At 72.0% G+C, this 26,271-nt stretch carries 22 protein-coding genes, 1 tRNA gene and 1 riboswitch; of the genes, 7 read left to right on the top strand and 16 right to left on the bottom strand.

Features of this window, described 5'->3' with window-relative positions; genetic code table 11:
* Positions 1-240: 240 nt before the first annotated feature.
* Complete coding sequence (locus FHS37_RS20245) at positions 241-663, top strand: hypothetical protein (RefSeq protein ID WP_184824068.1); 423 nt, start codon at positions 241-243, stop codon at positions 661-663.
* Between the two features lie 332 nt (positions 664-995).
* On the opposite strand, the gene FHS37_RS20250 is transcribed toward FHS37_RS20245, so the two are convergent.
* On the bottom strand, positions 996-2,384 hold the full coding sequence (locus FHS37_RS20250; RefSeq protein WP_184823276.1) for a cystathionine beta-synthase: 1,389 nt from the start codon (positions 2,382-2,384) through the stop codon (positions 996-998).
* A 163-nt stretch (positions 2,385-2,547) separates the two neighbouring features.
* Here FHS37_RS20250 and FHS37_RS20255 point away from each other — a divergent pair, with 163 nt between their 5' ends.
* The 3 genes from FHS37_RS20255 to FHS37_RS20265 all read left to right on the top strand — a co-directional run bounded on the left by FHS37_RS20255 (position 2,548) and on the right by FHS37_RS20265 (position 6,046).
* A complete protein-coding gene (locus tag FHS37_RS20255; RefSeq protein ID WP_184823278.1) occupies positions 2,548-3,567 on the top strand; it encodes an SGNH/GDSL hydrolase family protein in 1,020 nt (339 codons plus the stop codon).
* A gap of 199 nt (positions 3,568-3,766) precedes the next feature.
* Positions 3,767-4,987 carry an acetyl-CoA C-acetyltransferase gene (locus FHS37_RS20260; protein WP_184823280.1) on the top strand — a complete coding sequence of 407 codons (1,221 nt, stop codon included), beginning with the start codon at positions 3,767-3,769 and terminating at the stop codon, positions 4,985-4,987.
* A 279-nt stretch (positions 4,988-5,266) separates the two neighbouring features.
* Positions 5,267-6,046, top strand: a complete 780-nt coding sequence (locus FHS37_RS20265) for a hypothetical protein (RefSeq protein ID WP_184823282.1) — start codon at positions 5,267-5,269, stop codon at positions 6,044-6,046.
* 92 nt (positions 6,047-6,138) lie between these two features.
* Here FHS37_RS20265 and FHS37_RS20270 read toward each other — a convergent pair whose 3' ends face one another.
* On the bottom strand, positions 6,139-6,450 hold the full coding sequence (locus FHS37_RS20270; protein ID WP_184823283.1) for a hypothetical protein: 312 nt from the start codon (positions 6,448-6,450) through the stop codon (positions 6,139-6,141).
* Positions 6,451-6,552: 102 nt separating this feature from the next.
* Between FHS37_RS20270 and FHS37_RS20275 the strand changes: the two genes are divergently transcribed.
* On the top strand, positions 6,553-6,780 hold the full coding sequence (locus tag FHS37_RS20275) for a DUF4287 domain-containing protein (protein ID WP_184823285.1): 228 nt from the start codon (positions 6,553-6,555) through the stop codon (positions 6,778-6,780).
* 114 nt (positions 6,781-6,894) lie between these two features.
* Here FHS37_RS20275 and FHS37_RS20280 read toward each other — a convergent pair whose 3' ends face one another.
* The 3 genes from FHS37_RS20280 to FHS37_RS20290 all read right to left on the bottom strand — a co-directional run bounded on the left by FHS37_RS20280 (position 6,895) and on the right by FHS37_RS20290 (position 9,525).
* Complete coding sequence (locus FHS37_RS20280) at positions 6,895-7,803, bottom strand: Bax inhibitor-1/YccA family protein (protein WP_184823287.1); 909 nt, start codon at positions 7,801-7,803, stop codon at positions 6,895-6,897.
* A 239-nt stretch (positions 7,804-8,042) separates the two neighbouring features.
* Positions 8,043-9,218: a 4-hydroxybenzoate 3-monooxygenase gene (locus tag FHS37_RS20285; protein ID WP_184823289.1), complete on the bottom strand. Its 1,176-nt coding sequence runs from the start codon at positions 9,216-9,218 to the stop codon at positions 8,043-8,045.
* Between the two features lie 220 nt (positions 9,219-9,438).
* Positions 9,439-9,525: transfer RNA gene (locus FHS37_RS20290), tRNA-Leu, on the bottom strand.
* A 409-nt stretch (positions 9,526-9,934) separates the two neighbouring features.
* Here FHS37_RS20290 and FHS37_RS20295 point away from each other — a divergent pair.
* Positions 9,935-10,705, top strand: coding sequence for an ABC transporter ATP-binding protein (locus tag FHS37_RS20295; protein WP_184823291.1), 771 nt, complete (start codon positions 9,935-9,937; stop codon positions 10,703-10,705).
* Between the two features lie 65 nt (positions 10,706-10,770).
* Positions 10,771-13,299, top strand: a complete 2,529-nt coding sequence (locus FHS37_RS20300; protein ID WP_184823292.1) for an ABC transporter permease — start codon at positions 10,771-10,773, stop codon at positions 13,297-13,299.
* 78 nt (positions 13,300-13,377) lie between these two features.
* On the opposite strand, the gene FHS37_RS20305 is transcribed toward FHS37_RS20300, so the two are convergent.
* The 11 genes from FHS37_RS20305 to FHS37_RS20355 all read right to left on the bottom strand — a co-directional run bounded on the left by FHS37_RS20305 (position 13,378) and on the right by FHS37_RS20355 (position 26,160).
* Positions 13,378-14,673: an SAM-dependent methyltransferase gene (locus tag FHS37_RS20305; protein WP_184823294.1), complete on the bottom strand. Its 1,296-nt coding sequence runs from the start codon at positions 14,671-14,673 to the stop codon at positions 13,378-13,380.
* A gap of 458 nt (positions 14,674-15,131) precedes the next feature.
* Complete coding sequence (locus FHS37_RS20310) at positions 15,132-16,520, bottom strand: NAD(P)/FAD-dependent oxidoreductase (protein WP_184823296.1); 1,389 nt, start codon at positions 16,518-16,520, stop codon at positions 15,132-15,134.
* A gap of 466 nt (positions 16,521-16,986) precedes the next feature.
* The gene (locus FHS37_RS20315; RefSeq protein WP_184823298.1) at positions 16,987-17,928 is read right to left on the bottom strand and encodes a Ppx/GppA phosphatase family protein; all 942 of its coding nucleotides are present in this window, start codon (positions 17,926-17,928) and stop codon (positions 16,987-16,989) included.
* Positions 17,925-18,515, bottom strand: a complete 591-nt coding sequence (locus tag FHS37_RS20320; protein WP_229889923.1) for a DUF501 domain-containing protein — start codon at positions 18,513-18,515, stop codon at positions 17,925-17,927. Before FHS37_RS20320 ends, FHS37_RS20315 begins: the two co-directional genes overlap by 4 nt.
* A 29-nt stretch (positions 18,516-18,544) precedes the next feature.
* The gene (locus tag FHS37_RS20325) at positions 18,545-19,021 is read right to left on the bottom strand and encodes an FtsB family cell division protein (RefSeq protein ID WP_184823300.1); all 477 of its coding nucleotides are present in this window, start codon (positions 19,019-19,021) and stop codon (positions 18,545-18,547) included.
* 122 nt (positions 19,022-19,143) lie between these two features.
* Complete coding sequence (eno, locus tag FHS37_RS20330) at positions 19,144-20,424, bottom strand: phosphopyruvate hydratase (RefSeq protein ID WP_159533580.1); 1,281 nt, start codon at positions 20,422-20,424, stop codon at positions 19,144-19,146.
* 280 nt (positions 20,425-20,704) lie between these two features.
* On the bottom strand, positions 20,705-21,439 hold the full coding sequence (locus FHS37_RS20335) for a LysM peptidoglycan-binding domain-containing protein (protein ID WP_184823302.1): 735 nt from the start codon (positions 21,437-21,439) through the stop codon (positions 20,705-20,707).
* Between the two features lie 4 nt (positions 21,440-21,443).
* Positions 21,444-21,613: riboswitch (cyclic di-AMP (ydaO/yuaA leader) on the bottom strand.
* Positions 21,614-21,818: 205 nt separating this feature from the next.
* Positions 21,819-22,859 (bottom strand): transglycosylase family protein, encoded by a 1,041-nt coding sequence (locus FHS37_RS20340; RefSeq protein WP_184823304.1) that lies wholly within the window; start codon positions 22,857-22,859, stop codon positions 21,819-21,821.
* A 239-nt stretch (positions 22,860-23,098) separates the two neighbouring features.
* Entirely contained in the window at positions 23,099-24,385 is a 1,287-nt protein-coding gene (locus FHS37_RS20345; protein WP_184823306.1) for a cytochrome P450 family protein, read from the bottom strand.
* Between the two features lie 52 nt (positions 24,386-24,437).
* Positions 24,438-25,439, bottom strand: coding sequence for a nucleoside triphosphate pyrophosphohydrolase (locus tag FHS37_RS20350; RefSeq protein ID WP_184823307.1), 1,002 nt, complete (start codon positions 25,437-25,439; stop codon positions 24,438-24,440).
* 73 nt (positions 25,440-25,512) lie between these two features.
* Positions 25,513-26,160 (bottom strand): SurA N-terminal domain-containing protein, encoded by a 648-nt coding sequence (locus tag FHS37_RS20355; protein ID WP_184823309.1) that lies wholly within the window; start codon positions 26,158-26,160, stop codon positions 25,513-25,515.
* Positions 26,161-26,271: the final 111 nt, after the last annotated feature.

Genomic DNA, 26,271 nt, shown 5'->3' on the forward strand with positions numbered 1-26,271 from the left:
CGATCCACGGCCGCGACTGACGCTTCTCCATGCCCCGACCAACGAGCGGACAAGTCGACGGTCACTTGATCAACAACTTCTGTTAGGACCTCTTACTCCGCTCCGTCGGCGTCCTTCCCGGCGGCACTGCCCGCGAGCGCCGGCGGGTGTTCCCGCCCCCGGTGAACCCCCGGACGGCAAGGGGGGCTAGCCCCAGTGCGGCGGGTCCCCCGGCTGCCTACCGTGGGCCGCATGACCGGAATGGACGCGCGGGACGCCGACCTGAAGAAGGAACTCAGCGCCACCCTGCAGGCCCGCAGGGAACTGGGCGAGGAGTACGAGTCCGCGCTGGTCGACTCGTTCCTGGAGAAGGTCGACCAGCGCATCGACGGCGCGGTGGAGCGCCGGGTCCGCCGGCAGTTCGCCGAGCAGCAGATGACGGTGGCCCGGGACTCGCGGGCGCCGAGGGCCACGGACACCTGGGGCGAGCGCTTCGGCTTCGGGATCGTCTCCCTGGTCCTCGCGGTTCCGCTGTCCGCGATCGGCGGGGGCGTGGCTCACCTGCCCGGCCTGCTGGTCGCCTGGCTGGGCATCGTCGGCGTCAACGTCGTGCAGGCCGCCCGCACCCGTCCGGGCCTGTTCGGCCGCCGCGGGTCCGGGCAGGACGGCGACTGGGACGACTGACCGGGAGTGCGTGCGCGGGGACCGCCGCACCCCCGTCACCGGGGGGCGGGACGACGGCGGTCCCCGCGGGGGGACGCGGGCCGGCCGGGCCGGGGTGCGCGTCCCTGGGCGTCCGTGGAGGTCCGGGAGCCGCTCCGGAGGTCCTTGACGCCGCTGTGCAGCCGGCCGGAGCGGGGAGCCGCTCCCACTCCGCCGACATCCCTCAATCTGCCGGACGCGTGTTAAGCGAGTGCTGCGCGGACGTGACACCCTCGTACCGCTTCCGCGAAGTCCACGAAGATCGCGAACACCCCGGCCGCCCGCCGTTCACGGCCGGTTCACCCGGCGCCCCGTCACTTCCCGCCCTTGGCGAGGAAGGACAGCAGGTCCTGGCGGCTGACCACACCGGTCGGCTTGCCCTCGACGAGGACGATCGCCGCGTCCGCCTTGCCCAGGACGGCCATCAGGTCACCCACGGGCTCGCCGGAGCCGACCTGCGGCAGCGGTGCGGACATGTGCTTCTCCAGCGGGTCGTCGAGCGAGGCGCTCCTGTTGAACAGCGCGTCCAGCAGTTCCCGCTCCACCACCGAGCCGACGACCTCGGCGGCCATCACGTCGGGGTGGCCGGCGCCCGGCTTGACGACCGGCATCTGCGAGACGCCGTACTCGCGCAGCACCTCGATGGCCTGGCCGACCGTCTCGTCGGGGTGCATGTGGACGAGGGAGGGGATGGAACCGCCCTCCTTGTCGTTCAGGACGTCGCCGACGCGGGCGCTGGGGCCCGCGTCCTCCAGGAAGCCGTAGTCGGCCATCCACTCGTCGTTGAAGATCTTGCTGAGGTAGCCGCGCCCGCTGTCCGGCAGCAGCACCACCACGACGTCGTCCTCGCCGAGCCGCTCGGCCACCCGCAGCGCCGCCACGACCGCCATGCCGCAGGAGCCGCCGACCAGCAGGCCCTCCTCCTTGGCCAGGCGCCGGGTCATCTGGAAGGAGTCCTTGTCGGAGACGGCGACGATCTCGTCCGCCACGGTGCGGTCGTAGGCGGTCGGCCAGAAGTCCTCGCCGACGCCCTCCACCAGGTACGGCCGCCCGGAGCCGCCCGAGTACACCGAGCCCTCGGGGTCGGCGCCGACGACCTGGACGCGGCCCTCGCTGGCCTCCTTCAGGTAGCGCCCGGTCCCGGAGATGGTGCCGCCGGTGCCGACGCCGGCCACGAAGTGGGTGATCCTCCCCTCCGTCTGCTCCCACAGCTCCGGGCCGGTGGAGTGGTAGTGGGAGAGCGGGTTGTTGGGGTTGGAGTACTGGTCCGGCTTCCAGGCCCCCGGCGTCTCCCGCACCAGCCGGTCGGAGACGTTGTAGTAGGAGTCGGGGTGCTCGGGCGCCACGGCGGTGGGGCAGACGACGACCTCGGCCCCGTAGGCCCGCAGCACGTTGATCTTGTCCGTGGACACCTTGTCCGGGCACACGAAGATGCACTTGTAGCCCTTCTGCTGGGCCACGATGGCGAGCCCGACCCCGGTGTTGCCGCTGGTCGGCTCGACGATGGTGCCACCGGGCTTCAGCTCCCCGCTCTTCTCGGCCGCCTCGATCATGCGCAGGGCGATGCGGTCCTTCACGGAACCGCCGGGGTTGAAGTACTCCACCTTGGCCAGGACGGTCGCCCTGATGCCCTTGGTCACGCTGTTGAGCCGCACCAGCGGGGTGTTGCCGACGAGGCTGATCATCGAGTCGTGGAATTGCACCGTTGTCTCCGGATGCTGCAAAGGATGTGGTCGTGGTGGTGACGCCAGCCTAGGCCCTCCGGGTGCCGACCCCGGCCGGGTCGTTCACTCGTCGTCGCGATTGGACGACGGTCCGTACGGGGCAAGCACTGGGTGTACGGGTTCGAGGAGGTGGCGGCGAGGCATGACGAGCATGGCGAGGGCGAGGGTGGCCCGGCGGATCGCGGCCGGCGCGGCGTACGGCGGCGGGGGCATCGGACTGGCCGGAGCGGCCACCGTGGGCCTGCTGGTCGCCCAGGCCCAGCTGGCGCGGCGTCGGGTGGGCAATGGCGCGACTCCTCACGTACCGAACGCGGACGGCCTGTACGGCGCCGCCTACACGGTGCCCGGCGAACCGGCGCTGCGGCTGACCATGCTGGGCGACTCCACGGCCGCCGGCCAGGGCGTGCGCCGGGCCGGGCAGACCCCGGGCGCGCTGCTGGCGTCGGGCGTCGCCGCGATCGCGGAGCGTCCCGTGGGGCTGAGCACGGTCGCGGTGCCCGGTGCGTGCTCCGACGATCTGGACCGCCAGGTGACGCTGGCCCTCGCGGACCCGTCCCGGGTGCCCGACATCTGCGTGATCATGGTCGGCGCCAACGACGTCACCCACCGCATGCCGCCCACCCGCTCGGTGCGCCACCTGTCCTCGGCGGTGCGCCGGCTGCGCACCGCCGGTGCGGAGGTCGTCGTCGGCACCTGTCCCGACCTCGGCTCGGTCGAGCCCGTCCGGCAGCCGCTGCGCTGGCTGGCCCGCCGCGCCTCCCGTCAGCTGGCGGCGGCCCAGACGATCGGCGTGGTCGAGCAGGGCGGGCGCACGGTGTCGCTGGGCGATCTGCTGGGCCCCGAGTTCGCCGCCAATCCGCGCGAGCTCTTCGGCCCGGACAGCTACCACCCCTCCGCGGAGGGGTACGCCACGGCCGCGATGGCGGTGCTGCCGACCGTCTGCGCCGCCCTGGGCCTGTGGCCCGCCGAGGAGGAGCGGCCCGACGCCGCCCGCCGCGAGGGCTTCCTCCCGGTGGCGCGGGCGGCGGCCGAGGCCGCGTCGGAGGCCGGCACGGAGGTCACCGCCGCGATGCCCGCGGGGCCGCGCGGCCCCTGGGCCCTGCTCAAGCGCCGTCGCCGCCGGCGGGTGCCGGAGCCGGAGCCCGCGGCTCCGCCGGTGTAGGGGTGAACGGTGCCGCGGCCGGGGAGTCCCGACCGTCCGCAGCCGCGGACAGGGAGCCAAGCAAGCGCTTAGAAAGTTGCGGTCCATGTCACACCGCGACACCCGTGACCCCGTCCGTACGTCCGGGTAACTTCCCAAGCAGCCCTGCCCGACCACCGGGTACGCCCGCCCGTCGTCCGACCACCCCTCAGGAGCCGTGATGCCCGAAGCCGTGATCGTCTCAGCCGCCCGCTCCCCCATCGGCCGTGCCTTCAAGGGCTCCCTGAAGGACCTGCGCCCGGACGACCTGACCGCCACGATCATCCAGGCCGCCCTCGCCAAGGTCCCCGAGCTGGACCCCGAGGACATCGACGACCTGATGCTCGGCTGCGGCCTCCCCGGCGGCGAGCAGGGCAACAACCTCGGCCGGGTCGTCGCCGTGCAGATGGGGATGGACCACCTCCCCGGCTGCACCGTCACCCGGTACTGCTCCTCGTCCCTGCAGACCTCCCGCATGGCCCTGCACGCCATCAAGGCCGGCGAGGGCGACGTCTTCATCTCGGCCGGCGTCGAGACGGTCTCCCGCTACGCCAAGGGCAACTCCGACAGCCTCCCGGACACCCGCAACCCGCTGTTCGCGGAGGCCGAGGCCCGCACCGCCGCCGTCGCGGAGCAGGAGGGCACCACCTGGCACGACCCGCGCGAGGACGGCCTGCTGCCCGACCCGTACATCGCGATGGGCCAGACCGCCGAGAACCTGGCCCGGTGGAAGGGCGTCACCCGCCAGGAGATGGACGAGTTCGGCGTCCGCTCGCAGAACCTCGCCGAGGAAGCCATCAAGAACGGCTTCTGGGAGCGCGAGATCACCCCGGTGACGCTCCCGGACGGCACGGTGATCAGCAAGGACGACGGCCCCCGCCCCGGCGTCACCATGGAGGGCGTGGCGGGCCTGAAGCCGGTCTTCCGCCCCGACGGCCTGGTCACCGCCGGCAACTGCTGCCCGCTGAACGACGGCGCCGCCGCGCTCGTCATCATGAGCGACACCAAGGCCCGCGAGCTCGGCCTCACCCCGCTCGCCCGGATCGTCTCCACCGGCGTCTCCGGCCTCTCCCCGGAGATCATGGGCCTCGGCCCGGTCGAGGCGAGCAGGCAGGCCCTGTCCCGCGCCGGCCTGACCGTCGACGACATCGACCTGGTCGAGATCAACGAGGCGTTCGCCGCCCAGGTGATCCCCTCCTACCGCGACCTCGGCATCCCGCTGGAGAAGCTGAACGTCAACGGCGGCGCCATCGCCGTCGGCCACCCCTTCGGCATGACCGGCGCCCGCATCACCACCACGCTCATCAACTCCCTCCAGTTCCACGACAAGCAGTTCGGCCTGGAGACGATGTGCGTCGGCGGCGGCCAGGGCATGGCGATGGTCATCGAGCGTCTGAGCTGAGCCCCGCGTCCGCACCGTAGCCGTCGCGGCACGGCCCGTGAGGCACAGGCCCGGGATCCCGGTCGCTCCGGGGTCCCGGGCCGTTCCGTGATCCAATCTCCCCCAGGATGTGACCTATCTCCCCCTCCGAGGGGATCCACGCAGGTCAGAAGCGTTCCCCTACCAGGCCCGGAACCACTCCTCTGTCCGTTTCGTGACGTTACGCACTGACAGATGGTTAGTCCGCCCTTCAAGCTGATGTAGGAAGTCGGGGGTCGACTTTGAACCGGGAGTACGTCAGTGAGCGCCATGCCGATCGCCCTGCTGATCACCACGGCCGCCACCGGCGCCGTGGGCGTCGCGGTCCTGCGCAGCATCATGGTGCTGCGCCGACAGGTCGCGGCCCTGCACACCGAGCTGGCCGGGTACCGCGCCGGCACGGCGCGCGGGCTCGTCCCCTCCGCCCGCGCCGCCGACGCCGACGAGATACGCGCGGCCGTGGCCGACGCGCTCGCCGAGGAACGGGAGCGGGAGCTCGCCGAGGCACGGGCCTTCTGGGCCGCCCAGGAGGCCCGCGACGGGGCCGACACGCCCTTGCTGCTGGGTCTGGCCGACAGCGAGCTGTTCCTGCCCCGACAGGCCGATTTCGCGGGCCTGGAGCCGGTGGCCGAAGCGGCCGCCGACGCCGACGAGCACCCGGGGGACTCCCCGGAGCTGGCCGCGGCCCGCCGCCGCCACCCCTCGCACCCGGACTTCGTGCCGAACCCGTCGCCGACCGTGAACGACCACGAGCGCACGGTGGCCACGCTGGAGGAACTGGCCGCCTCCCGCGTGGAGCTGACCGACGTCCGCCCGGGCCCGCTGGGCACCCTGGACGTCTACGTGTTCGCCGACGGGACGACGCTGTGCATGACGCCGGGCCACCGCGAGACCGCCGAACGCCTGGCCGCGGCCCTGCGGGCGGGCGAGACCCCGTTCCTGCTGGGCGGCTCGGGCGTCTCGGGGGCGTACACGCTGACCTTCTCCTGCGGCGAGGAGAACGTCTACGTCCTGGCGGACCGCGTCATCGCGTCCCTCTGACCTCCCGCCGACGTCCCTCTCCGACGCCTCTCCGACACCCTCCGGCGCGCCTCGGGGCCGCCGCCGGACCGTTCGCGCGCCGGTCGCCGCCGTCAGACGCCGGCGCGTTTGCGCGCCTCCTCCACCAGCCGCGCCGCCTCCTCGACCTCGTCCTCGGACTTCAGTACGAGGGCCAGGTCGTGACCGGCGACGGTGATCTGGTCGGCGGCGGCGAACATCCCGGCGTCGGGCATCTCGCGGGGCTCGGTGCCCGGCTCCTCGACGAGCTGCGTCCGCCGCGCCAACTCCCTGGCCAGGGCGAGCGCTTCGGCGGCCGCTCCCCGTTGCAGGCGGCTCTGCGGCGCGGCCCGCAGACGGTCGGCGAAATGATCCACGGCACGGGTGAGGGGCGTCGTATCAACCACGCGGCGAGCGTACGCGGACCGGCGGGACTGTTGCCAACGTGCGAGCGCTCAGGCACGGTGAGCTGAAGGACCGGCTTACATCCCCTGCGTCCGGAGGCGCCGATGTCCCAAGTCTTCTCCGAAGAGACCCACCGCAACATGCTCGCCCGCATCCCCCACTGCACCGGTCGTGAGATCGCCGACTGGCTGCGCACCGTCGAGGAAGGCCCGGCTCTCCGCTTCGAGGAGAAGGTCAGCTGGCTCCGGCACGAGTACGACCTGGCGTACGGCCACGCCAAGGCGATCATCCACGAGTACGACCTGAGGAGGGCCGCGCGCAAACTGCTCTAGCGCGCGTTTTCCCGCATGCCGTGAACGGCCGTGGACGACGGAGGGCCCCGGGTGAACCCGGGGCCCTCACACGTGTCCGGCACCTGCCGTGCGGACCGCTGGTCGTCGCTGCCGCTAGTCGTTGCTGCTGAGGATCGAGATGAGCCTCAGGAACTCCAGGTAGAGCCACACCAGCGTCAGCGTCAGGCCGAAGGCCGCGAACCAGGCCTCCTCGCGCGGGGCGCCGTAGGCGATGCCGTCCTCGACCTGCTTGAAGTCCAGGGCGAGGAAGCAGGCGCCGAGGATGATGCCGACGACGCCGAAGAGGACGCCGAGCGCACCGCTGCGGAAGCCGAGGCCGTCACCGCCGCCGAACACCGCGAACAGCAGGTTCACGGACATCAGCAGGATGAAGCCGAGCGCGGCCGCCATCACGAAGCCGTAGAAGCGGCGGTTGACGCGGATCCAGCCCGCCTTGTACGCCACCAGCACACCGGCGAAGACCGCCATGGTGCCGATCACCGCCTGCATGGCCGCGCCGTCGGCGATGCGGTTGTCGACGATGCTGGAGATGACGCCGAGGAAGACGCCCTCGAACGCGGCGTACGTCAGGATCAGCGCGGGCGAGGCCTTGCGCTTGAAGGACTGGACGAGCGCCAGGACCATGCCGATCAGCGCGGCGCCGATGCCGATGCCGTAGGACCGGCCGATGTTGGCGTCGTCGACCGGCAGCAGGGCCCAGGACAGCGCCGCGGTCACGATGAGCACGCCGAGCGTGCTCCCCGTGCGCATGACGACGTCGTCGATGGTCATCCGGCCGGTGGTGGCCGGCGCCTGCGGCGGCGCGCCGTGCTGCAGGTCCTGCTGCGCGTAGGGGTTCTGGGCGTACGGGTTCTGCGCGTAGGGGTTGCCCGTCGGCTGCGCGTACGGGTTGCCCTGGGTGGCGACAGCGGGACCCCCGGCCTGCGGCGCGGTGTTGAAGCCCGCGTAGCCGTTGTCGCGGCTGAACCCCCGTCGCGAGAAGACCGGGTTTCTGCTCCTCATTTCACTCCTCCATGGCCGCACAGCGCGGCCTTGGCTCAAGAGTAATAGGTAGGCAAAGGAATGACCCTAATGCTTGGGGAGGATCTTTCCCTCGTCGTGCTGCGCAACACGCTACGCGGGTTCGTGATTCCCCTCACCGCGGGGACCCGAACCATGACCGACCCGGTACCCGTCCGGAACCGGCCGGAGATCGTCCGCTCGCCCCGGCCGCGGCCGCACGTCCGCGCTCCGGCACGCGCTCACCCCAGGGGAAAGCCGGTGTAGGCCTCGGCGAGGTCGGTCTCGGCGGCGCGGGAGGAGGTGATCCGTTCCAGCCGGGCCAGCTGCAGGCGGTCCTCGAAGGCGGTGGCGTCCGGGGCGCGGTGCAGCAGGGCGGTCATGTCGTGGGAGAACCGCTCGGCCTGCCAGACCCGGCGCAGGCAGGTCGCGGAGTAGGCGTCGAGAAGCTCGTCGGACCCCGTCTCCTTCCGGTGCGCCAGCGCCCGCGCGAGGGTCACCACGTCCCCGACGGCGAGGTTCAGCCCCTTGGCCCCGGTCGGCGGCACGATGTGCGCCGCGTCCCCGGCCAGGAAGAGCCGGCCGTACCGCATCGGCTCGTGGACGTAGGAGCGCATGGGGGTGACCGACTTCTGGGTGACGGGGCCGCGTCGCAGCGTCCAGTCGTCGGCGGTCCCGAGGCGGCGCTCCAGCTCCCGCCAGACGTCCTCGTCGCTCCACTCCTCCGGCTCCGTCCCCTCCGGCACCTGGAGGTAGAGGCGGGAGACGGACGGGGAGCGCATGGACAGCAGGGCGAAGCCGCGGTCGTGGCGGGCGTAGACCAGCTCGTCGTGGGAGGGCGGCACGTCGGCGAGGATGCCGAGCCAGCCGAAGGGGTACGTCCGCTCGAAGACCCGGGAGACCCCGGCGGGGACGGCCGCGCGGGACACGCCCCAGAAGCCGTCGCAGCCGGCCACGTAGTCGCACTCCAGGACGTCCTCGCGGCCCTGGTGGCGGAAGCGGACGCGCGGGGCGGCGGTGTCGGCGCCCTCGACGGCCAGCGCCTCGGCCTCGAAGAGCAGCGGGCCGCCCTCGGCGAACCGGAGGGCGATGAGGTCCCTGCAGACCTCGGTCTGCGCGTAGACCATGACCGACCGGCCGCCGGTGAGGGCGGGGAAGTCGACCCGGTGGCGGCGGCGCCCGAAGCGCAGCTCGATGCCGTCGTGCCGCAGCCCCTCGCGGTCCATCCGCGCCCCGGCCCCGGCCGCGCGCAGCACGTCCACCGTGCCCTGCTCGAGGATCCCGGCCCGCTGCCGGTGCTCGACGTAGGCGCGGTCGCGGGCCTCCAGGACGACCGAGTCGATGCCGGCGCCGTGCAGCAGCCGGGCGAGCAGGAGGCCGGCGGGGCCGGCTCCGATGATGCCGACGGTGGTGCGCATCGGTCGTTCCCTTCGCGCGTGCGGTACGGGACCCGTGGTTCGTCTGGTGAAATTTCCTTCACTCGAACCGGGCGTGAGTCTCCAGCCTCGTGCGCCCGGTGTCAACGGTTCCCCGGGGGACGGTCTCCCGCGCGACCGTCCCGCACCCCCCGCGCAGCGCGGCGCCGCGTCGCCGGGTCGGGGTCGGGAGTGTGCACGCGTTAAGGGGAGGCGCGCGCGGTGGTGCCCGGAGCCGGACTCGAACCGGCACGCCCGCTCAGGGGCAGCGAGGTTTAAGCTCGCCGTGTCTGCATTCCACCATCCGGGCAGGCCATGGGCCCCGCTTCGCGGTTCCGAGCCTATCGGGACCCCTCCCCCGGACAGCGGCGGGATGAGCCGATCTTGTCTTATTTTATTGGCGCCTGAGGGAGCATCAGCAATCGGAACGCGCCGTCAGCACGTGCCGACAGCCTTGCGCGTGACGATCGGCCGCGCATGCGGATTGACGGAATTTCACCGTCTGGGCATGGAGACTCCACCCGTTCTCGTCACGGCCGCCCCCAGGGGCCGCCGTCATCCCCAGGTATGACGCCTCCCCCGGCGGTCCGCCCGAAGTCGCCCCCCGGAACCGGAACAGCGGCTGACTACACGGCGGCAAACCGGCGGAACGATGGATCACGTCCCCGAAACGTTCCGGGACGTCCCGAGAGCACGTCGTCCTGACAGGAGTGTCATCCGTGACCACCGCACCCCTCGCCGACCGGACCACCGCCGTGGCCGCACGCGCCACGGAGCTGTCGAAGATCTACGGCCAGGGCGAGACCCGGGTGGTCGCCCTGGACCGGGTCTCCGTCGACTTCCGGCAGGCCGAGTTCACCGCGATCATGGGGCCCTCCGGCTCCGGCAAGTCCACGCTGATGCACTGCGTGGCCGGCCTGGACACCTTCTCCTCCGGTTCCGTGCGCATCGGCGAGACGGAGCTGGGCTCGCTGAAGGACAAGCAGCTGACCAAGCTGCGCCGGGACAAGATCGGGTTCATCTTCCAGGCGTTCAACCTGCTCCCGACGCTGACGGCGCTGGAGAACATCACCCTCCCGATGGACATCGCGGGCCGCAGGCCGGACCGGCAGTGGCTGGACACCGTGATCCAGATGGTCGGCCTGTCGGGCCGGCTGAGCCACCGGCCCGCGCAGCTGTCCGGCGGTCAGCAGCAGCGGGTGGCCGTGGCCCGGGCGCTGGCCTCCAAGCCGGACATCATCTTCGGTGACGAGCCCACCGGGAACCTCGACTCCCGCTCCGGCGCCGAGGTCCTGGGCTTCCTGCGCAACTCCGTGCGGGAGCTGGGGCAGACGGTCGTCATGGTGACCCACGACCCGGTGGCCGCCGCCTACGCGGACCGGGTGGTCTTCCTGGCGGACGGCCGGATCGTGGACGAGGTGCACGGGCCGACGGCCGACTCGGTGCTGGACCGGATGAAGCAGTTCGACGCCAAGGGCCGCACCAGCTGACCCGCCCCCTCCCCCCTTCCCCGTTCCGCGCCCTCCCCCGTACGTCTGGACTCGAGAAGACACCCATGTTCCGTACCGCCTTGCGCAACGTGCTCGCGCACAAGGCCCGGCTCCTGATGACCGTGCTCGCCGTGATGCTCGGCGTGGCCTTCGTGTCGGGGACCCTGGTCTTCACCAACACCATCTCCGACGCCCTGCAGAAGCAGTCCGCCAAGGGCTTCGACCACGTCGACGTCGCCGTCACGCCCGAGTGGAAGGACGCGAAGGGCGACGAGGTCGGCGAGAGCCAGGAGCTGACCCGCGCCCTGGTCGACGACAGCGCCCGGGTGCCCGGCGCCGAGCGGGCCGTCGGGGTGGTCACCGGCTTCACCGCCATGGCCGACAAGGACGGCAAGCTCATCGGCGGCGGCTTCCAGTCGCAGGGCGGCAACTACTGGGGCACCGAGGACCCCCGCTACCCGCTGGTCGAGGGGCACGCGCCGAAGGGCGCGGGCGAGGTCCTCATCGACTCGAGGACGGCCGAGCGCACCGGCTACGAGGTCGGCGACACCGTACGGCTCTCGATCGACGGCCCCGTCCTGGAGCCGGTCGTCTCCGGCATCTTCACCACGGACGACGGCAACGTCGCGGCCGGCGGCAGCCTCACGCTGTTCGACACGGCGACCGCGCAGAAGCTGTTCGGCAAGGAGGGCACCTTCGACGAGATCGCCGTCAAGGCGAAGGACGGCGTCAGCGAGACCGCGCTGCAGGCGCAGCTGGAGAAGGCGCTGCCCTCCGACGTCGTCGAGACCACCACCGGGCAGAAGCTCGCCGACGACCAGGCGGAGGCGATCGCCTCCTCGATGAGCGGGCTGAAGCAGGGCCTGCTGGTGTTCGCCGGGATCGCGCTGTTCGTCGGCACCTTCATCATCGCCAACACCTTCACCATGCTGGTCGCCCAGCGCACCAAGGAGCTGGCGCTGATGCGGGCGGTCGGCGCCTCCCGTCGGCAGGTCACGCGGTCGGTGCTGATCGAGGCGTTCGTGGTCGGCGCGGTCGCCGCCGTGGCCGGTCTGGTCGCCGGCGTCGGCATCGGCGTCGGGCTGCGGTCCCTGATGGGGACGCTGGACGCGACCGTGCCCGACGGGCCGCTGGTGATCAGCCCGGGCACGATCGGCACCGCGTTCGCCGTCGGCATCCTGGTCACCATGCTCGCCGCGTGGCTGCCCGGCCGCCGGGCCGCGAAGATCCCGCCGGTGGCGGCGATGGGCTCCGTGCACGCCCAGGCGACCACCAGGTCCCTGGTGCTGCGCAACACGCTGGGCGCGCTGTTCTCGGCGGCCGGTGTCGCGGTGGTCCTCGCGGCCACGACGATGGACGGCTCCGACGGCCAGGCGCCCATGGGGCTCGGCGCGGTGCTGCTGATCATCGGCGTGTTCATCCTGACCCCGCTGCTGTCCCGTCCGCTGATCGCGGCGGCGGCCCCGGTGCTGCGCCTCTTCGGGGTCTCCGGGAAGCTGGCCCGGCAGAACTCGGTGCGCAACCCGCGCCGCACCGCGGCGACCGCGTCCGCGCTGATGATCGGGCTCACCCTGATCACCGGGATGACGGTGATGGCGGGCAGCCTGCAGAAGTCCATCGACAAGATGGCGGCCGCCGCGATCGAGGCGGACTACGTGGTCTCGATGGCGAACGGCAACGGGCTCTCGCCGGACGTCGAGCGGCGGCTGAAGGAGGCCGGTGACGTCACCGCCACCAGCCCGATGCGCAACGCGCCCTCCCGCATCGACGGCGAGACCGAGTTCCTGACCGGTGTCGACGGCTCCACGATCGGCGGGCTGACCGAGCTGAAGGTCGAGGACGGCGCCTTCGAGGTCGGCGGCGCGCGGGTGGTCGTGGACCGGGACACGGCCGAGTCGTACGGCTGGAAGGCCGGCTCGGACTTCACCGTCGCCTACGAGGACGGCGAGAAGCAGGAGCTGACGGTCGCCGGCGTCTACGAGGCCAACGAGATGATCCGCGGCATCATGGTCGACACCGCGACCCTCGCCCCGCACACCGCGGAGCCGGCCGACATGCTGGTCTTGGTGAAGACCTCCGACGGCGCCTCCGACGCGGTGAAGGACCGGCTGGAGAAGGCCCTCGGCACCAACCCCGCGATCAAGGTCCAGGACAAGCAGGACCTCTCCAACGAGATCGCGAAGATGTTCACCCTGATCCTGAACATGGTCTACGGCCTGCTGGCCATGGCGGTGATCGTCGCGGTCCTCGGCGTGATCAACACCCTGGCCATGTCGGTGTTCGAGCGCTCGCAGGAGATCGGCATGCTGCGCGCGATCGGCCTGGACCGCAAGGGCGTCAAGCGGATGGTCCGTCTGGAGTCCCTGGTGATCTCCCTGTTCGGCGGGGTGCTCGGCATCGGCCTGGGCGTGTTCTTCGGCTGGGCCGCCGGCCAGCTGCTGGGCACGAGGATGGCCACGTACGAGCTGGTCCTGCCGTGGGGCCGGATGGTGGTCTTCCTGCTGCTGGCCGCGGCGGTGGGCGTCCTGGCGGCGCTGTGGCCGGCCCGGCGGGCGGCACGGCTGAACATGCTGCAGGCGATCAAGGCCGAGTAGGCGTACGGCGAAGGGCGCGGGCCCCGTTCCGGTGGACGGAACGGGGCCCGTCGTCGTGTCCGGGCGCGTGCCGCGCCGTCAGTTCCAGGTGCGGGTGCGCAGGGGGAGGCCGGAGGCACCGGACTCGGGGGTCCTCACGGCGAGGACCTGGTTGACGCCGATGCGGTTGTGTTCGAAGGCGAGCGCGGAGGCGGCCATGTACAGCAGCCAGACGCGGGCCCGGCCGGGGCCGGCGAGGCTCACCGCGCGGTCCCAGCCGGCCTCCAGGTTCGCCACCCAGCGGCGCAGGGTGAGCGCGTAGTGCTCACGGATCGACTCGACGTCGCGCACCTCGAACCCGGAGCGCTCCAGCAGGGACACCGTGGTGCCCAGCGGGGCGAGTTCGCCGTCGGGGAAGACGTAGGCGTCCATGAACGGGTTCAGGCGGTACGACGACTCGTCCCGCTGCGGGCGTCGGCCGATCTGGTGGTTCAGCAGCCGTCCGCCCGGCTTGAGGAGGCGGTGCAGGGCGGTGGCGTACTCCAGGTAGCGGTCGGACCCGACGTGCTCGGCCATGCCGATGGAGGAGACGGCGTCGTACGGCCCGTCCGTGACGTCCCGGTAGTCCTGTACGCGGATGTCGACGCGGTCGGCCAGCCCCTCGTCGGCGACGCGCTTGCGGGCGTAGGCGGCCTGCTCCTGGGAGAGGGTGACGCCGACGACGTCCACGCCGTGGTCGCGGGCGGCGTGGACGGCCATGGAGCCCCAGCCGCAGCCGACGTCCAGCAGGCGCTGACCGGGTTTCAGGGCGAGTTTGCGGGCGACCAGTTCGAGTTTGTCGCGCTGGGCCTGTTCGAGGGTGCCCTGCGGGGGCGGGACCGGCCAGTAGGCGCAGGAGTACACCATGGACGGGCCGAGGACGAGTTCGTAGAAGTCGTTGCCGACGTCGTAGTGGTGGCTGATGGCGCGCCGGTCGCTGTGCTTGGTGTGCAGCCCGCGGCGGGGCCGGCGGGCCTCCTCCGGGGGCGGGGCGGGCGGGAGCGGGGGGCCGGCGATCAGGAGGAGCCCGCGGACGGCGGCGCGGAACTCCGGGTCGCGCAGGGACCGGGCGAGGGTGGGTGCGTCGTCGCGCTCCCAGATCAGGCCGGAGAGCAGGTCGATGGCGGTGTACAGGTCGCCGTCGATCGCGAGGTCGCCGGCCACCCAGGCACGGGCGAGGCCGAGTTCGCCCGGCTTCCACAGCAGGTGGCGCAGGGCGCGCCGGTTGCGGACGACCAGGGTCGGCGCACCCGGGGGGCCGGCCTGCGAGCCGTCCCAGGCGCGGACGCGCAGGGGGAGGGGTGTGCCCAGCAACTGTTCGACAAGGCCCTTCAGCCGGGGCGCGGCGTCTGCCATGGTGTGCACCTCCGATAGGGGTCTCCCCTGCTCGAGCGAAGTCGGGAGCTCGGGGAAGGAGAATCCCGGAATGTCGCCACCACGTAAACACCTGCGGGGCCGGTTGGCAGTCCCCGGCGCGCGCCGGGACCGGGCAAAGCGCCACCGCGGGGGACGGGGGTTCACTCCCCCGGCGCGCACACGTCCCCGGGGCTCCGCCCCGGACCCCCGGCAGAGCTCCCCGTCCCGACAGGCCCCGTCAGGCCCCCGGCGGGCCGCCTCCGCACTCCGGCGGGCTCCCCGCAGCCCGCCGGACCCCGTCCCGCATCCCCGTCGGGTCCCGGCCGAGTGCCGCGCCGTCCGGTTGCGGGGCCCTCCCCTCCACCGCCGCGTCCCGCCCGGGGACGCCGAAGGGGCCGCCCGCACCACGGATGGCGGGCGGCCCCTTCGGGGTGTTCAGTGGCCGGAGGTGCCGGGGGTCAGGAGGCCTTGGCCTTCTCCTCGGTCTTCTCCTGCTTGGCCGCGGGCACCGGCGCCGGCTTCGCGGCCTCGTAGAACTCCTCGCGCGGGGACTCGATCGCGCCGAGCGACACGACCTCGCGCTTGAGGAACATGCCGAGGGTCCAGTCGGCGAAGACGCGGATCTTGCGGTTCCAGGTCGGCATCGCCATGCCGTGGTAACCACGGTGCATGTACCAGGCGAGACGGCCCTTGAGCTTGATCTTCATCTTGCCCATGACGATCATCGCCACGCCCTTGTGCAGGCCGAGGCCCGCCACCGCGCCCTTGTTGGCGTGGCTGTACTCCTTCTGCGGGAAGCCCCGCATGCCGGAGACCACGTTGTCGCCGAGGACCTTGGCCTGGCGCAGCGCGTGCTGGGCGTTCGGCGGGCACCAGGCGTTCTCGTTGCCGGCCTTGCGGCCCACGAGGTCCGGCACCTGGGCGTTGTCGCCCGCGGCCCAGATGTAGTCCGTGCCCTTCACCTGGAGCGTGGGCTCGGTGTCGACGTGGCCGCGCGGGCCGAGCGGGAGGCCGAAGCGGGCCAGGGCCGGGTTCGGCTTGACGCCCGCCGTCCACACGATGGTGTTGGAGTCGACCTCGAGGCCGTTCTTCAGCACCACGTGGCCGTCGACGCAGGAGTCCATCGACGTGGACAGGTAGACCTCGACACCGCGGCTCTCGAGGTGCTCCTTGCCGTACTGGCCGAGCTTGGGACCGACCTCGGGGAGGATCTTGTCGGCGGCGTCGACGAGTATGAAGCGCATGTCCTCGCGGGACACGTTCTTGTAGTACTTGGCCGCGTCCCGGGCCATGTCCTCGACCTCACCGATGGTCTCCGCGCCGGCGAAGCCGCCGCCGACGAAGACGAAGGTGAGCGCCTTGCGCCGGATCTCCTCGTCCGTGGTGGAGTCGGCCTTGTCGAGCTGCTCGAGGACGTGGTTGCGCAGGCCGATGGCCTCCTCGATGCCCTTCATGCCGATGCCCTGCTCGGCGAGGCCGGGGATCGGGAAGGTGCGGGAGACCGCGCCCATGGCGATCACCAGGTAGTCGAAGGGCAGCTCGTACGACTCGCCGCTCAGCGGGGCGATCGTGGCGACCTTGCGGTCCTGGTCGATGGTGGTGACCCGGCCGGTGAGGACCTCCGCCTTGGGAAGCACGCGTCGCAGCGGGACGACGACGTGCCGGGGGGAGATGCTGCCGGCGGCGGCTTCGGGGAGGAAGGGCTGGTAGGTCATGTACGACCGCGGGTCGACGACGGTGACGGTCGCCTCGCCGTAACGCATCTTCTTCTGGATGCGCCGAGCTGCGTACAGGCCTACGTACCCACCGCCTACTACGAGGATCCTGGGACGCTCCGTGGTGCTCATGCCATCGAGTATCCACCCGTCCCAGGGGGGTGGTTCGTGCGCCCCTTCACAAGCTTGCACAGGGCCTGTGCTACACTCCCGCGCTTTTGTGATCCACGCCATGGCGCTCCACGGGAACCGGAGCACCTCGCACTCCGTTGTCAATGCCGCGTGAGCTGCCTCTCTGGCAGGTCGAGCGGGATGTGAGGCCGACCGTCGCCACCTCGGGGCGACCACCCGGAAGGCCCTCTCCGACGCCTTCTGAACGTGTTCAAAGGGGTGTTGAGCCCCCGAAAGGGTCAATGCCACTCAGTTCTTCGCCCCTCGGGGGCCAATTCCTTGTGAAGAACTTCACGAACTTTCCCGGCGGGGTCCGGCCGAGGGGCCCCGCGGAGCCCCTCGAAGCCCTCCGGAGCCCGCTCAAACGCCGTCCGGGCCGCTCAGCGGAGTGCCCGGCGGAACGCCCCTGACCGGCGGCGAAGGAGGCCTAGGCCACGGACCAGGCGATGCCGTCCAGGATGTCGTGCTCGCTGACCACGACCTCCGCCGCGCCGATCCGCTCCATGATCGACAGGAGGACGAGGGCCCCGGCGCCGATCACGTCGACCCGGCCCGGATGCATGGAGGGCACCGCCGCGCGCTCGGCGTGGGTGGAGCGCAGCAGCCAGTCGGTGATCTCGCGGACGCGGTCGCGGGAGATCCGGGAGTGGTGGATGGCCGTCGAGTCGTACTCGGGCAGGTCCTGCGCGATCGCCGACACGGTCGTGACGGAGCCCGCCAGGCCGACCAGGGTGTGCGCCTCGCGCAGCGGGACCGTCTCCTCGGCGCGGTCGAGGGCGGCCTCGATGTCGGCGCGCATCGCCGCGATCTGCTCCTCGGTCGGCGGGTCCGTCACGGCCCCGTCCCGCACCAGGTGCCGCTCGGTCATCCGTACGCAGCCCACGTCGACGGAGCGGGCGGCGCGGACGTGGTCGTCCCCGACGACGAACTCGGTCGAGCCGCCGCCGATGTCCACGACCAGGAACGGGCGGCGCAGGTCCGCGCGTCCCGCCAGTTCCCTGGTGGCGCCGGTGAAGGAGAACTCGGCCTCCTGGTCGCCGGTGATGACCTCGGGCTCCACGCCCAGGATGTCCAGCACCCCGCGCACGAACTCGTCCCGGTTCTCGGCGTCGCGGGAGGCGGAGGTGGCGACGAAGCGGAGGCGTTCCGCGCCGTGCCTCTCGATGACCTTCGCGTACTCGCGGCAGGCGGCGAAGGTGCGCTCCAGCGCCTCGGGGGCCAGCCGGCCCGTGCGGTCGACGCCCTGGCCGAGCCGCACGATCGTCATCCGCCGGTCCAGGTCGGTCAGTTCCCCCGTCCCCGGGTCGGCGTCGGCCACCAGGAGCCGGATGGAGTTCGTACCGCAGTCGACGGCGGCGACCCGGGTCACTGGTCGTCCTCCTTCACGGGAAGCGTCACGCAGGCGCCCTTGCGCCACCACTGGGGCAGCATCGCCAGCGCCTCGTCGCCCAGCGGGTTGACCCCGGGGCCGGCGGCCAGCGAGTGGGCGACCAGGACGTGCAGGCACTTCACCCGGTCCGGCATGCCGCCCGCGCTCGGGAAGTTCTTCAGCTCCTCGATCTCGTCGCGGCGCCGGACGTAGTCCTCGTGCGCCGCGCGGTACGCGGCGGCCAGCTCCGGGTCGGTGCCCAGCCGCTCCGTCATCTCCTTCATCACGCCGTTGGCCTCCAGCGTCCCGATCGCGGAGTTCGCCTTCGGGCAGGTGAGGTAGTACAGCGTCGGGAAGGGGGTGCCGTCGGGCAGCCTGGGCGCGGTCTCCACGACGTCCGGCTGCCCGCAGGGGCAGCGGTGCGCGATGGCGCGCAGCCCGCGCGGGGGGCGGCCGAGCTGCTGCTTGAAGGCCTCGACGTCCGCGTCGGTGGGCTCGGTGCGCGGGGGCGTGGGCAGTTCGAACAGTGCCAGCGCGGAGGGCTGTCCGTCGGGGGTGGTGGCCGGGCGGCGGGCGGGCGTTTCCATACGTGTCTTTCTGCGGCTTCCAACAGGGGTCACTGGTCGGCGGCGTCGGCCTTGTCGACGCCGTCCCAGACGTTCGAGTACCAGGGGCGGTCCGCCGCCCCCAGGTCGGTGCGCGACTTCGTGGCCGTGCCCGGGTCGACGACGATGTAGCCGGTCTCGCCGGGCATGACGTAGTGCAGCCGCCGGCGGATCTCCTGCTCGGCGTAGGCGTCGTCCTGCCAGCGCGCCTTCAGGTCGCGCAGCTGTTCGACGCGCTCCCGGGCCTCCTCCTGCTCCTGCTGGAGGTCGGCGATCTCGGCGCGCTGGGAGACGTACTGCCGCATGGGATAGGCGAGGGCCACGATCAGCGAGCAGACCACCAGGGCGAGCAGGGCGGCCCGGCCGGTCAGCCGGGAGCGGCGGGCCTGGCGCTTGGTCTGCGAGCGGTAGACCCGGGCCGCGGTCTGCTCACCGATCAGCCGGATCCTGGTCGCGGTGGAGAAACGGTCCCGGTCCTTCACGGCCATGTCCCCCGCCTCCCGTTCGCCTTCGTCCCTGTTCGCGCGTGTTCATACGTGCGTACGTCCCCGCACACGGTACGGGACCGAGTACGGGGACGTACGTACGACGCTTCCTACGGGTGCGGAGCTCAGCCCTTGAACCGCGGGAACGCACTGCGGCCGGCGTACACCGCGGCGTCGTCGAGGATCTCCTCGATGCGCAGCAGCTGGTTGTACTTGGCGACGCGCTCGGAGCGGGCCGGGGCGCCGGTCTTGATCTGGCCGCAGTTGGTGGCGACGGCCAGGTCGGCGATGGTGACGTCCTCGGTCTCGCCGGAGCGGTGGGACATCATGCACTTGAAGCCGTTGCGCTGGGCCAGCTCGACGGCGTCCAGGGTCTCGGTCAGCGAGCCGATCTGGTTGACCTTGACCAGCAGGGCGTTGGCGGCGCCCTCCTCGATGCCGCGGGCCAGGCGCTCCGGGTTGGTGACGAACAGGTCGTCGCCGACGAGCTGGACCTTGTCGCCGAGCTTGGCGGTGATGGTCTTCCAGCCCTCCCAGTCGTCCTCGAACAGCGGGTCCTCGATGGAGACGAGCGGGTACGCCTCGACGAGCTCGGCGTAGTACTCGGTCATCTCGGCGGCGGAGCGCTCCTTGCCCTCGAAGACGTAGGAGCCGTCCTTGTAGAACTCGGAGGCGGCGACGTCGAGGGCGAGGGCGATCTGCTCGCCGGGGGTGTAGCCGGCCTCCTTGATGGCCTCGAGGATGAGGTCGAGGGCCTCGCGGTTGGAGCCGAGGTTCGGGGCGAAGCCGCCCTCGTCGCCGAGGCCGGTGGCCAGGCCCTTGCTCTTCAGGACCTTCTTCAGCGTGTGGTACACCTCGGCGCCCCAGCGCAGGGCCTCGGAGAAGGTCTCCGCGCCGATCGGGGCGATCATGAACTCCTGGATGTCCACGTTGGAGTCGGCGTGCGAGCCGCCGTTCAGGATGTTCATCATCGGCACCGGCAGCAGGTGCGCGTTCGGGCCGCCCAGGTAGCGGAAGAGCGGCAGGTCCGACGCCTCGGAGGCGGCGTGGGCGACGGCCAGCGAGACGCCGAGGATGGCGTTGGCGCCGAGCGAGCCCTTGTTGTCGGTGGCGTCCAGGTCGAACATGGCCTGGTCGATCAGGCGCTGCTCGGTGGCGTCGTAGCCGACGAGCTCCGGGCCGATCTGCTCGATGACGGCCAGGACCGCCTTCTCGACGCCCTTGCCCAGGTAACGGTTGGCATCGCCGTCACGGAGTTCGATGGCCTCGAAGGCGCCGGTGGAGGCGCCGGACGGGACGGCGGCACGACCCGTGCTGCCGTCGTCGAGGCCGACCTCGACCTCGACCGTGGGGTTGCCTCGGGAGTCCAGGATTTCCCGGGCTACGACGACGTCGATGGACGGCACGAGCATCTCCTTCTTGGATGTGACGCGGGTGAGCAGGACCGCAAAGGCCCTGCGGGTCCGAGCCTAACCGGCTTCGGGCGATCGGCATCCGGTCGCCCGTCTCGTGGACAGGAGCGAGCTTAGATTGTTTCTGAACGGAACAAAGCCGTTCCCGGAAACCGTGACGGAAACCGTGACCTTGCGGAGCCCGTGAAAAACCCCGCCCCGGTGCGTACGGGGGAACACGCACCGGGGCGGGGAGCCCGTGGGGACGGGGAGGGGGGCCGCGCGGCCGCCGCTCTTACTTCAGGTGCAGCTGCTGGCCCGGGTAGATGAGGTCCGCGTCCTCGACGATGTCGTCGTTGAGCTCGAACAGCTTGGCCCAGCCGCCCTCGACGTCGCGCTCCTCGGCGATCGAGCTGAGGGTGTCGCCCTTGACGACCTTGTACTCGCCGTCGCCCTTCGCGACCTTCTCGCCGGTCGGGGTGGTGACGGTCTTCTTCGCCTCCGGGCGCTCGGCGGAGCGGGAGGCCTTCTGCTCGGCCTCACGGGTCCCGGTGGAACCGGTGCTCTGCTCCTGGCCCTGGCCCTGCGAGCTCTGCGAGCCCTGCGAGCCCTGCGAGGAGCCGTTGTCCTGGGTCTGGGCGGAGCCGCCGCCGTAGGGGGCGTTCGACAGGTTCACGCCGCAGACCGGCCAGGCGCCCTTGCCCTGGCCCGCGAGGACCTTCTCGGCGATCTCGATCTGCTGGGCCTTGCTGGCCTGGTCGGCGGTGGCGGCGTACTGCGTGCCGCCGTACGCGGCCCAGGTGGAGGCGGAGAACTGCAGACCGCCGTAGTAGCCGTTGCCGGTGTTGATGGACCAGTTGCCGCCGGACTCGCACTGGGCGACGGCGTCCCACTCGGAGGCGGTGGCGGCGGAGGCGTTGCCGGCCGCCATCAGCGGGGCGGCGACGGCGGCGCCGGTGACACCGGCGACGGCGATGGCGCGGGTGGCCTTGGACGGACGACGGTGCTTGCCCTTGCCGGAGAACAGCATGGATGGATCCCCTCACCGACGCCTACGAGGTGAGCTGTCGGGTTCGGGCCGGTTGAGTTGCCCGGCCGCGTCCCTCACGGGACGCGGCTCCACCCCAAGCCGGATCCGGCGTCAACTGCCCGGACACGGCGCTTACCTTGGGTCCCCCGCTCCTGCCTGCGGCGCATGACGCGACGACTGTTCCCGTGCTGCCACTGGCAGGATTCGGCGTGGCGGCAGCCGGGGCCCGCGGTGGCGAGCGATCACGACCGTAGACACGCGATCGGCCGAATTTCAAAGACGATCAGGGCTTCTGAGACCTATCTCTCACAGTCTTTAAACCGGACATTAGGCTCGAATCGTGACGCCAACTGCCGTCGTCCGCCCGCCTCTTCGAGCGTCACTTTTCGCCCGGTTCGACCCCGACCTCGAGCTTCTGACCGGGCAGGATGAGATCCGGGTCGGTCCCGACGGTCCGCTCGTTCTCCGCGTAGAGGGCACGCCATCCGCCGTCGAGCTCAAGGGAGTCGGCGATGGACCAGAGGCTGTCGCCGGACCGCACGGTGTAGGAGCCGCCGGCGGCGTCCCGGGAGGCGTCGGCGCCGCGCGAGGCGTGCCGGCCGGACGCCTCGGCCGCACGGCCCTCCCGCACGCCCTCCTCGGCGCTGGCGCCGCGGTGGCGGCCGGTCCCGGCACCCTCGGTGTCGGTGTCGGTGAGCACCGAAGAGCCGTCGGTCCGTCCGTACTTGTCCGGGTCGTCGCTCTTCGGGGTGGCCGAGGCGGAGGGGGATGCGTCGGTTCCGGCATCCGAGTCGGTGGACTTGTCGGACTTGGCCGATTCGTCGGCCGTGTCCTTCGCGTCCGTCGACGGGCCGGACGACGAAGGCGACGACGAAGGCGACGGGGAGGCGGAACCGGGAGCGGAGGTGGAAGCGGAGTCGGAACCGGACGACTCGCCGGATTCCGGCGAACCGGACGAGTCCGGAGAGCCGGACGCATCCGGTGTTTCCGACGCGCTCCGCGCGGAGTCTCCCGCCACGCCCGTGTCGACGCCGGCCGGTCCGGAACCCTGCTCCAGGCCCGCCAGCAGCCCGCAGGTGCGCCATGCGCCGACCCCCTGGTCGGCGAGGATTCTCTCGGCCACGGCTATCTGCTGGCCGCGGCTGGCCTGGTCGGGGCTCGGCGCGTAGTCGAGTCCGCCGTAGCCCTCCCAGTCGTCCTGCGTCAACTGCAGGCCGCCGTAGTAGCCGTTGCCGGTGTTCTGGCTCCAGGAGCCGCCGCTCTCGCACTCCGCGACCCGGTCCCAGGTCGCGCCGTCGGCCGCGCTGGCACTGCCGGCCCCGAGGAGCGGGATCGCGATGGCGGAGCCGGTCACTCCGGCCGCGACGATGAGTGCCGGAGCCTGGCGGGGGCGACGGTGCCGACCGTTTCCGGAGAGCATGCGGAAACCTTTCACAAGACAGCAGTTACCCGCGCGGCGGCCGAAGTGGGGGCACCGCACTTGATGGGTGAACGTATCGGCAGACGATCACTTGTCACAAGTTCATGCCGCGCAGATCACGTGAAGATCACAGAGGTGAGCGTGTGTCACGTTTGCGCTGGTCCTCGCGGGGCGTCGGGAAGGGCCGCGGGGAGCCGGCCCGGGGACCGGCGGCCCCTAGGCTCCTCCGGGGCCCCCGGTCAGGCCCCCGGCGGGGTGAACTCCACCGGCAGGGTGCGCAGTCCGCGCATGATGAGCCCGCCGCGCCAGCGCAGTTCGGCGGGGTCCACCGCGAGCCGGAGGTCCGGCAGGCGGGTCAGCAGGGTGGCGAGCGCGGTCTGGCCCTCCAGGCGGGCCAGCGGTGCGCCCAGGCAGTAGTGGATGCCGTGGCCGTACCCCAGGTGCTGGTTGTCGCGCCGCCCGAGGTCGAGCACGTCCGGGTCGGCGAACCGCTCCGGGTCCCGGTCCGCCGCGGCCAGGACGACGAGGACCGGGTCGCCGGCCGCGATGCGCTGCCCGCCGATGGTGACCGGCTCGGTGGCGAACCGCCAGGTGGCCAGCTCCACCGGGCCGTCGTAGCGCAGCAGTTCCTCGACACCGGTCTCCAGCAGCGCGCGTTCCCCGGCGGCCAGCGACCTCTGCAGGCGGTCGCGCTGCCCGGGGTGGGTGAGCAGGGCGTAGGTGCCGTTGCCGATGAGGTTGACGGTGGTCTCGAAGCCGGCGAACAGCAGGATGAACGCCATCGCGGCGGCCTCGTTCTCGGTGAGGTGCTCCCCGTGGTCGGAGGCGCGGATGAGGCCGGAGATGAGGTCCTCGCCGGGGGCGGGCCCGGCGGGCAGGGCCTCGCGCTTGCGGTGGATCAGGTCGGCGAGGTAGCCGCGCATCTTCTTCACGGACCGCGCGACCCCGCCCCTCGGACCGCCCTGGTGACGGATCATCATGCCCGCCCAGTCGCGGAAGTCGTCCTGGTCCTCCCGGGGCACGCCGAGCAGGTCGCAGATGGCGTAAATGGGGAGGGGGAAGGCGAACTCGTGGATGAGGTCGGCCGAGCCGACGGCCGCGAACCGGTCGATGAGCCCGTCGGTGAGCTGCTGCACCCGGGGCGCGAACTCGGCGACGCGGCGCGGTGTGAACGCCTTGCTGACCAGCCGGCGCAGCCGCGTGTGGTCCGGCGGGTCGATGTTGAGCAGGTGCGTCATCAGTTCCGCCTTGCGCTCACCGGGGATGCCGGTCCTGCCCTTGGCGTGCGCGGGCTCGTCGTGGTGCGCCGGGTTCTTGGACAGGCGGGGGTCGGCGAGGGTCTGCCGGGCGTCGGCGTACCGGGTGACCAGCCAGGCGTCGACCCCGCTGGGCAGCCGCGTCCGGTGCACGGGCGCGTGCTCGCGCAACCAGGCGTAGGCGGGGTACGGGTCGCTCGCGAACTCCCAGGTGAAGAGCTCGGGGGCGCCGTTCTCGGGCCGGGACGGGTGCGGGTGCTGGTCGGTCACCTTTCGACCGTATCCGGCGGCGGACGGGCGGCACGGCCCGGGCGGACGCGGCCTACTCCCCCACGCCCTCGCCCACGCCCTCGGCGGCCCGTACCGCGTCCCGGTAGGCGCGGGCCGCCGCGCGCAGCGCCGCCTCCGGGTCGACGCCCTCCGCCTCGGCCCGCACCGCGAGGGTGAGCAGGTCGTAGCCGACGCCCTCCACCCGGGGCAGGGGGACGTCCAGGCCCGCCGTGCGGACGCGGGAGGCGAGCTTGGCGGCGAGGGCCAGTCCGGGCTGGCCGAGGGGGATGCCCTCGGTGACCGAGGTGCGCCGCTTCTCGACCGCCTTGGTGCGCAGCCAGTGCTCCTTGACCTCCTCGGGGGTGGTCGCCGTCGCGTCGCCGAAGACGTGGGGGTGGCGGTGGACGAGCTTGGCGACGATGCCGCCGGCCACGTCGTCGACGGAGAAGGGCTCCTCGGGGTGCTCCTCGGCGATCCGGGCGTGGAAGACGACCTGGAGCAGGACGTCCCCCAGCTCCTCGCGCAATTCGTCCCGGTCGCCCTCCTCGATGGCCTCGACGAGTTCGTACGCCTCCTCGATGCCGTACTTCGCCAGGCCCTCGTGGGTCTGCCGGGAGGACCAGGGGCACTCCGCGCGGATGCGGTCCATGACCTGCACCAGGTCGAGCAGCCGGGCGCCCGGCAGGTCGTAGGAGGCGGGCAGCAGCTCCAGCTCGGGCATCCGGGACCGGCCGGTCCCGGCCAGGCGCGCCAGCCCGTCGGTCAGGGCGGGCTCACCCTCGCCCGTGGCCACGACCACCACCGTCCGCCCGTCGGCGCAGGCGTCCACCAGTTCCTGAGCCGTGGGGGACGCCTCCTCGACCCGTACCCCCGCCTCGCGCAGGTACGGCAGCTGCGGGTGGGCGCCGTCCGCGCACAGCACCCGGTCGGCCGCGTGCAGGGCCTGCCAGGCGGGCCAGGACAGCAGTCCGGGCGCGACGCGGTGGCTGGTGGTGAGCAGGACGATGCGGCCGGGGCCGGCGTCGGGACGGGGTGCGCGGCTGGTTGCGTTCACGGTCCGAAACTAACGCACCCCGCCGGTGGTCCCGGAAGTCGTCCACAGGGCGGCCGGCGGGGCGGCCCGGACGTCACAGGGGCTGCTGGGTCCCGGCCGACGTGACGTCCCGCACCCACGGGGTCCGGGCGTCGACGCGGCTGCTCTTCTCGGCGTCCCAGGCGCCGTAGCGCGGGTTGAGGTCGACGCCGAGGTCCTCGCCCGCCTCGGACAGCGCCTGCCAGAACTCGGGCCGGCCGGTCTCGGTGCCCAGCCGTTCGGCGAGCTTCTGGGCCTCGAGCTGGATCCGGAGGTTCTCGTCGAGGCGCTGCGGCGGCACGCCGTACTGCTGCAGCCAGGCCGTCTCGAGCGCCTCGGGGCCGCCGGCCTGCTCCTCCAGCCCGGACCGCATCCGCTGGACCTCCCGGGGGGTGACGGTCACCCCGGCGTCCCGGGCGGCGTGCTGCAGCACCCGGTCCAGGACCATGCTGTGCAGGGTGTCGCGGGTGAGACTTCCGGTGCGGGCGACGACCTGCTCGTACTGGGCCTCGTCCGGTACGGCAGCCCGCTGGGCCTCGCGGACCTCGTCGACCCGGTCCTCCAGCTGCGACACGGTGATCCGCTGGTCGCCGACGACGGCCGCCGCGCCCGGATGCGCATCGTTTCCGCAGGCGGTGAGCAGGGGCGCCGCCGCGGCGATCGCGGCGGTGAGCAGGAGCGCGGTGCGACGGCGGCGGTGCAAGGAAACCTCCCGAGGAGAGTTTGTGCGGCGGTGCACAAAGTCTTGCGGTGATCGATGGTAGGCATCGGCCAAGCTCTGGCCAACCCATTCGACCAACGATTCACGACGACT

Source organism: Streptomyces griseomycini (assembly GCF_014203535.1).
Lineage (GTDB): Bacteria > Actinomycetota > Actinomycetes > Streptomycetales > Streptomycetaceae > Streptomyces > Streptomyces griseomycini.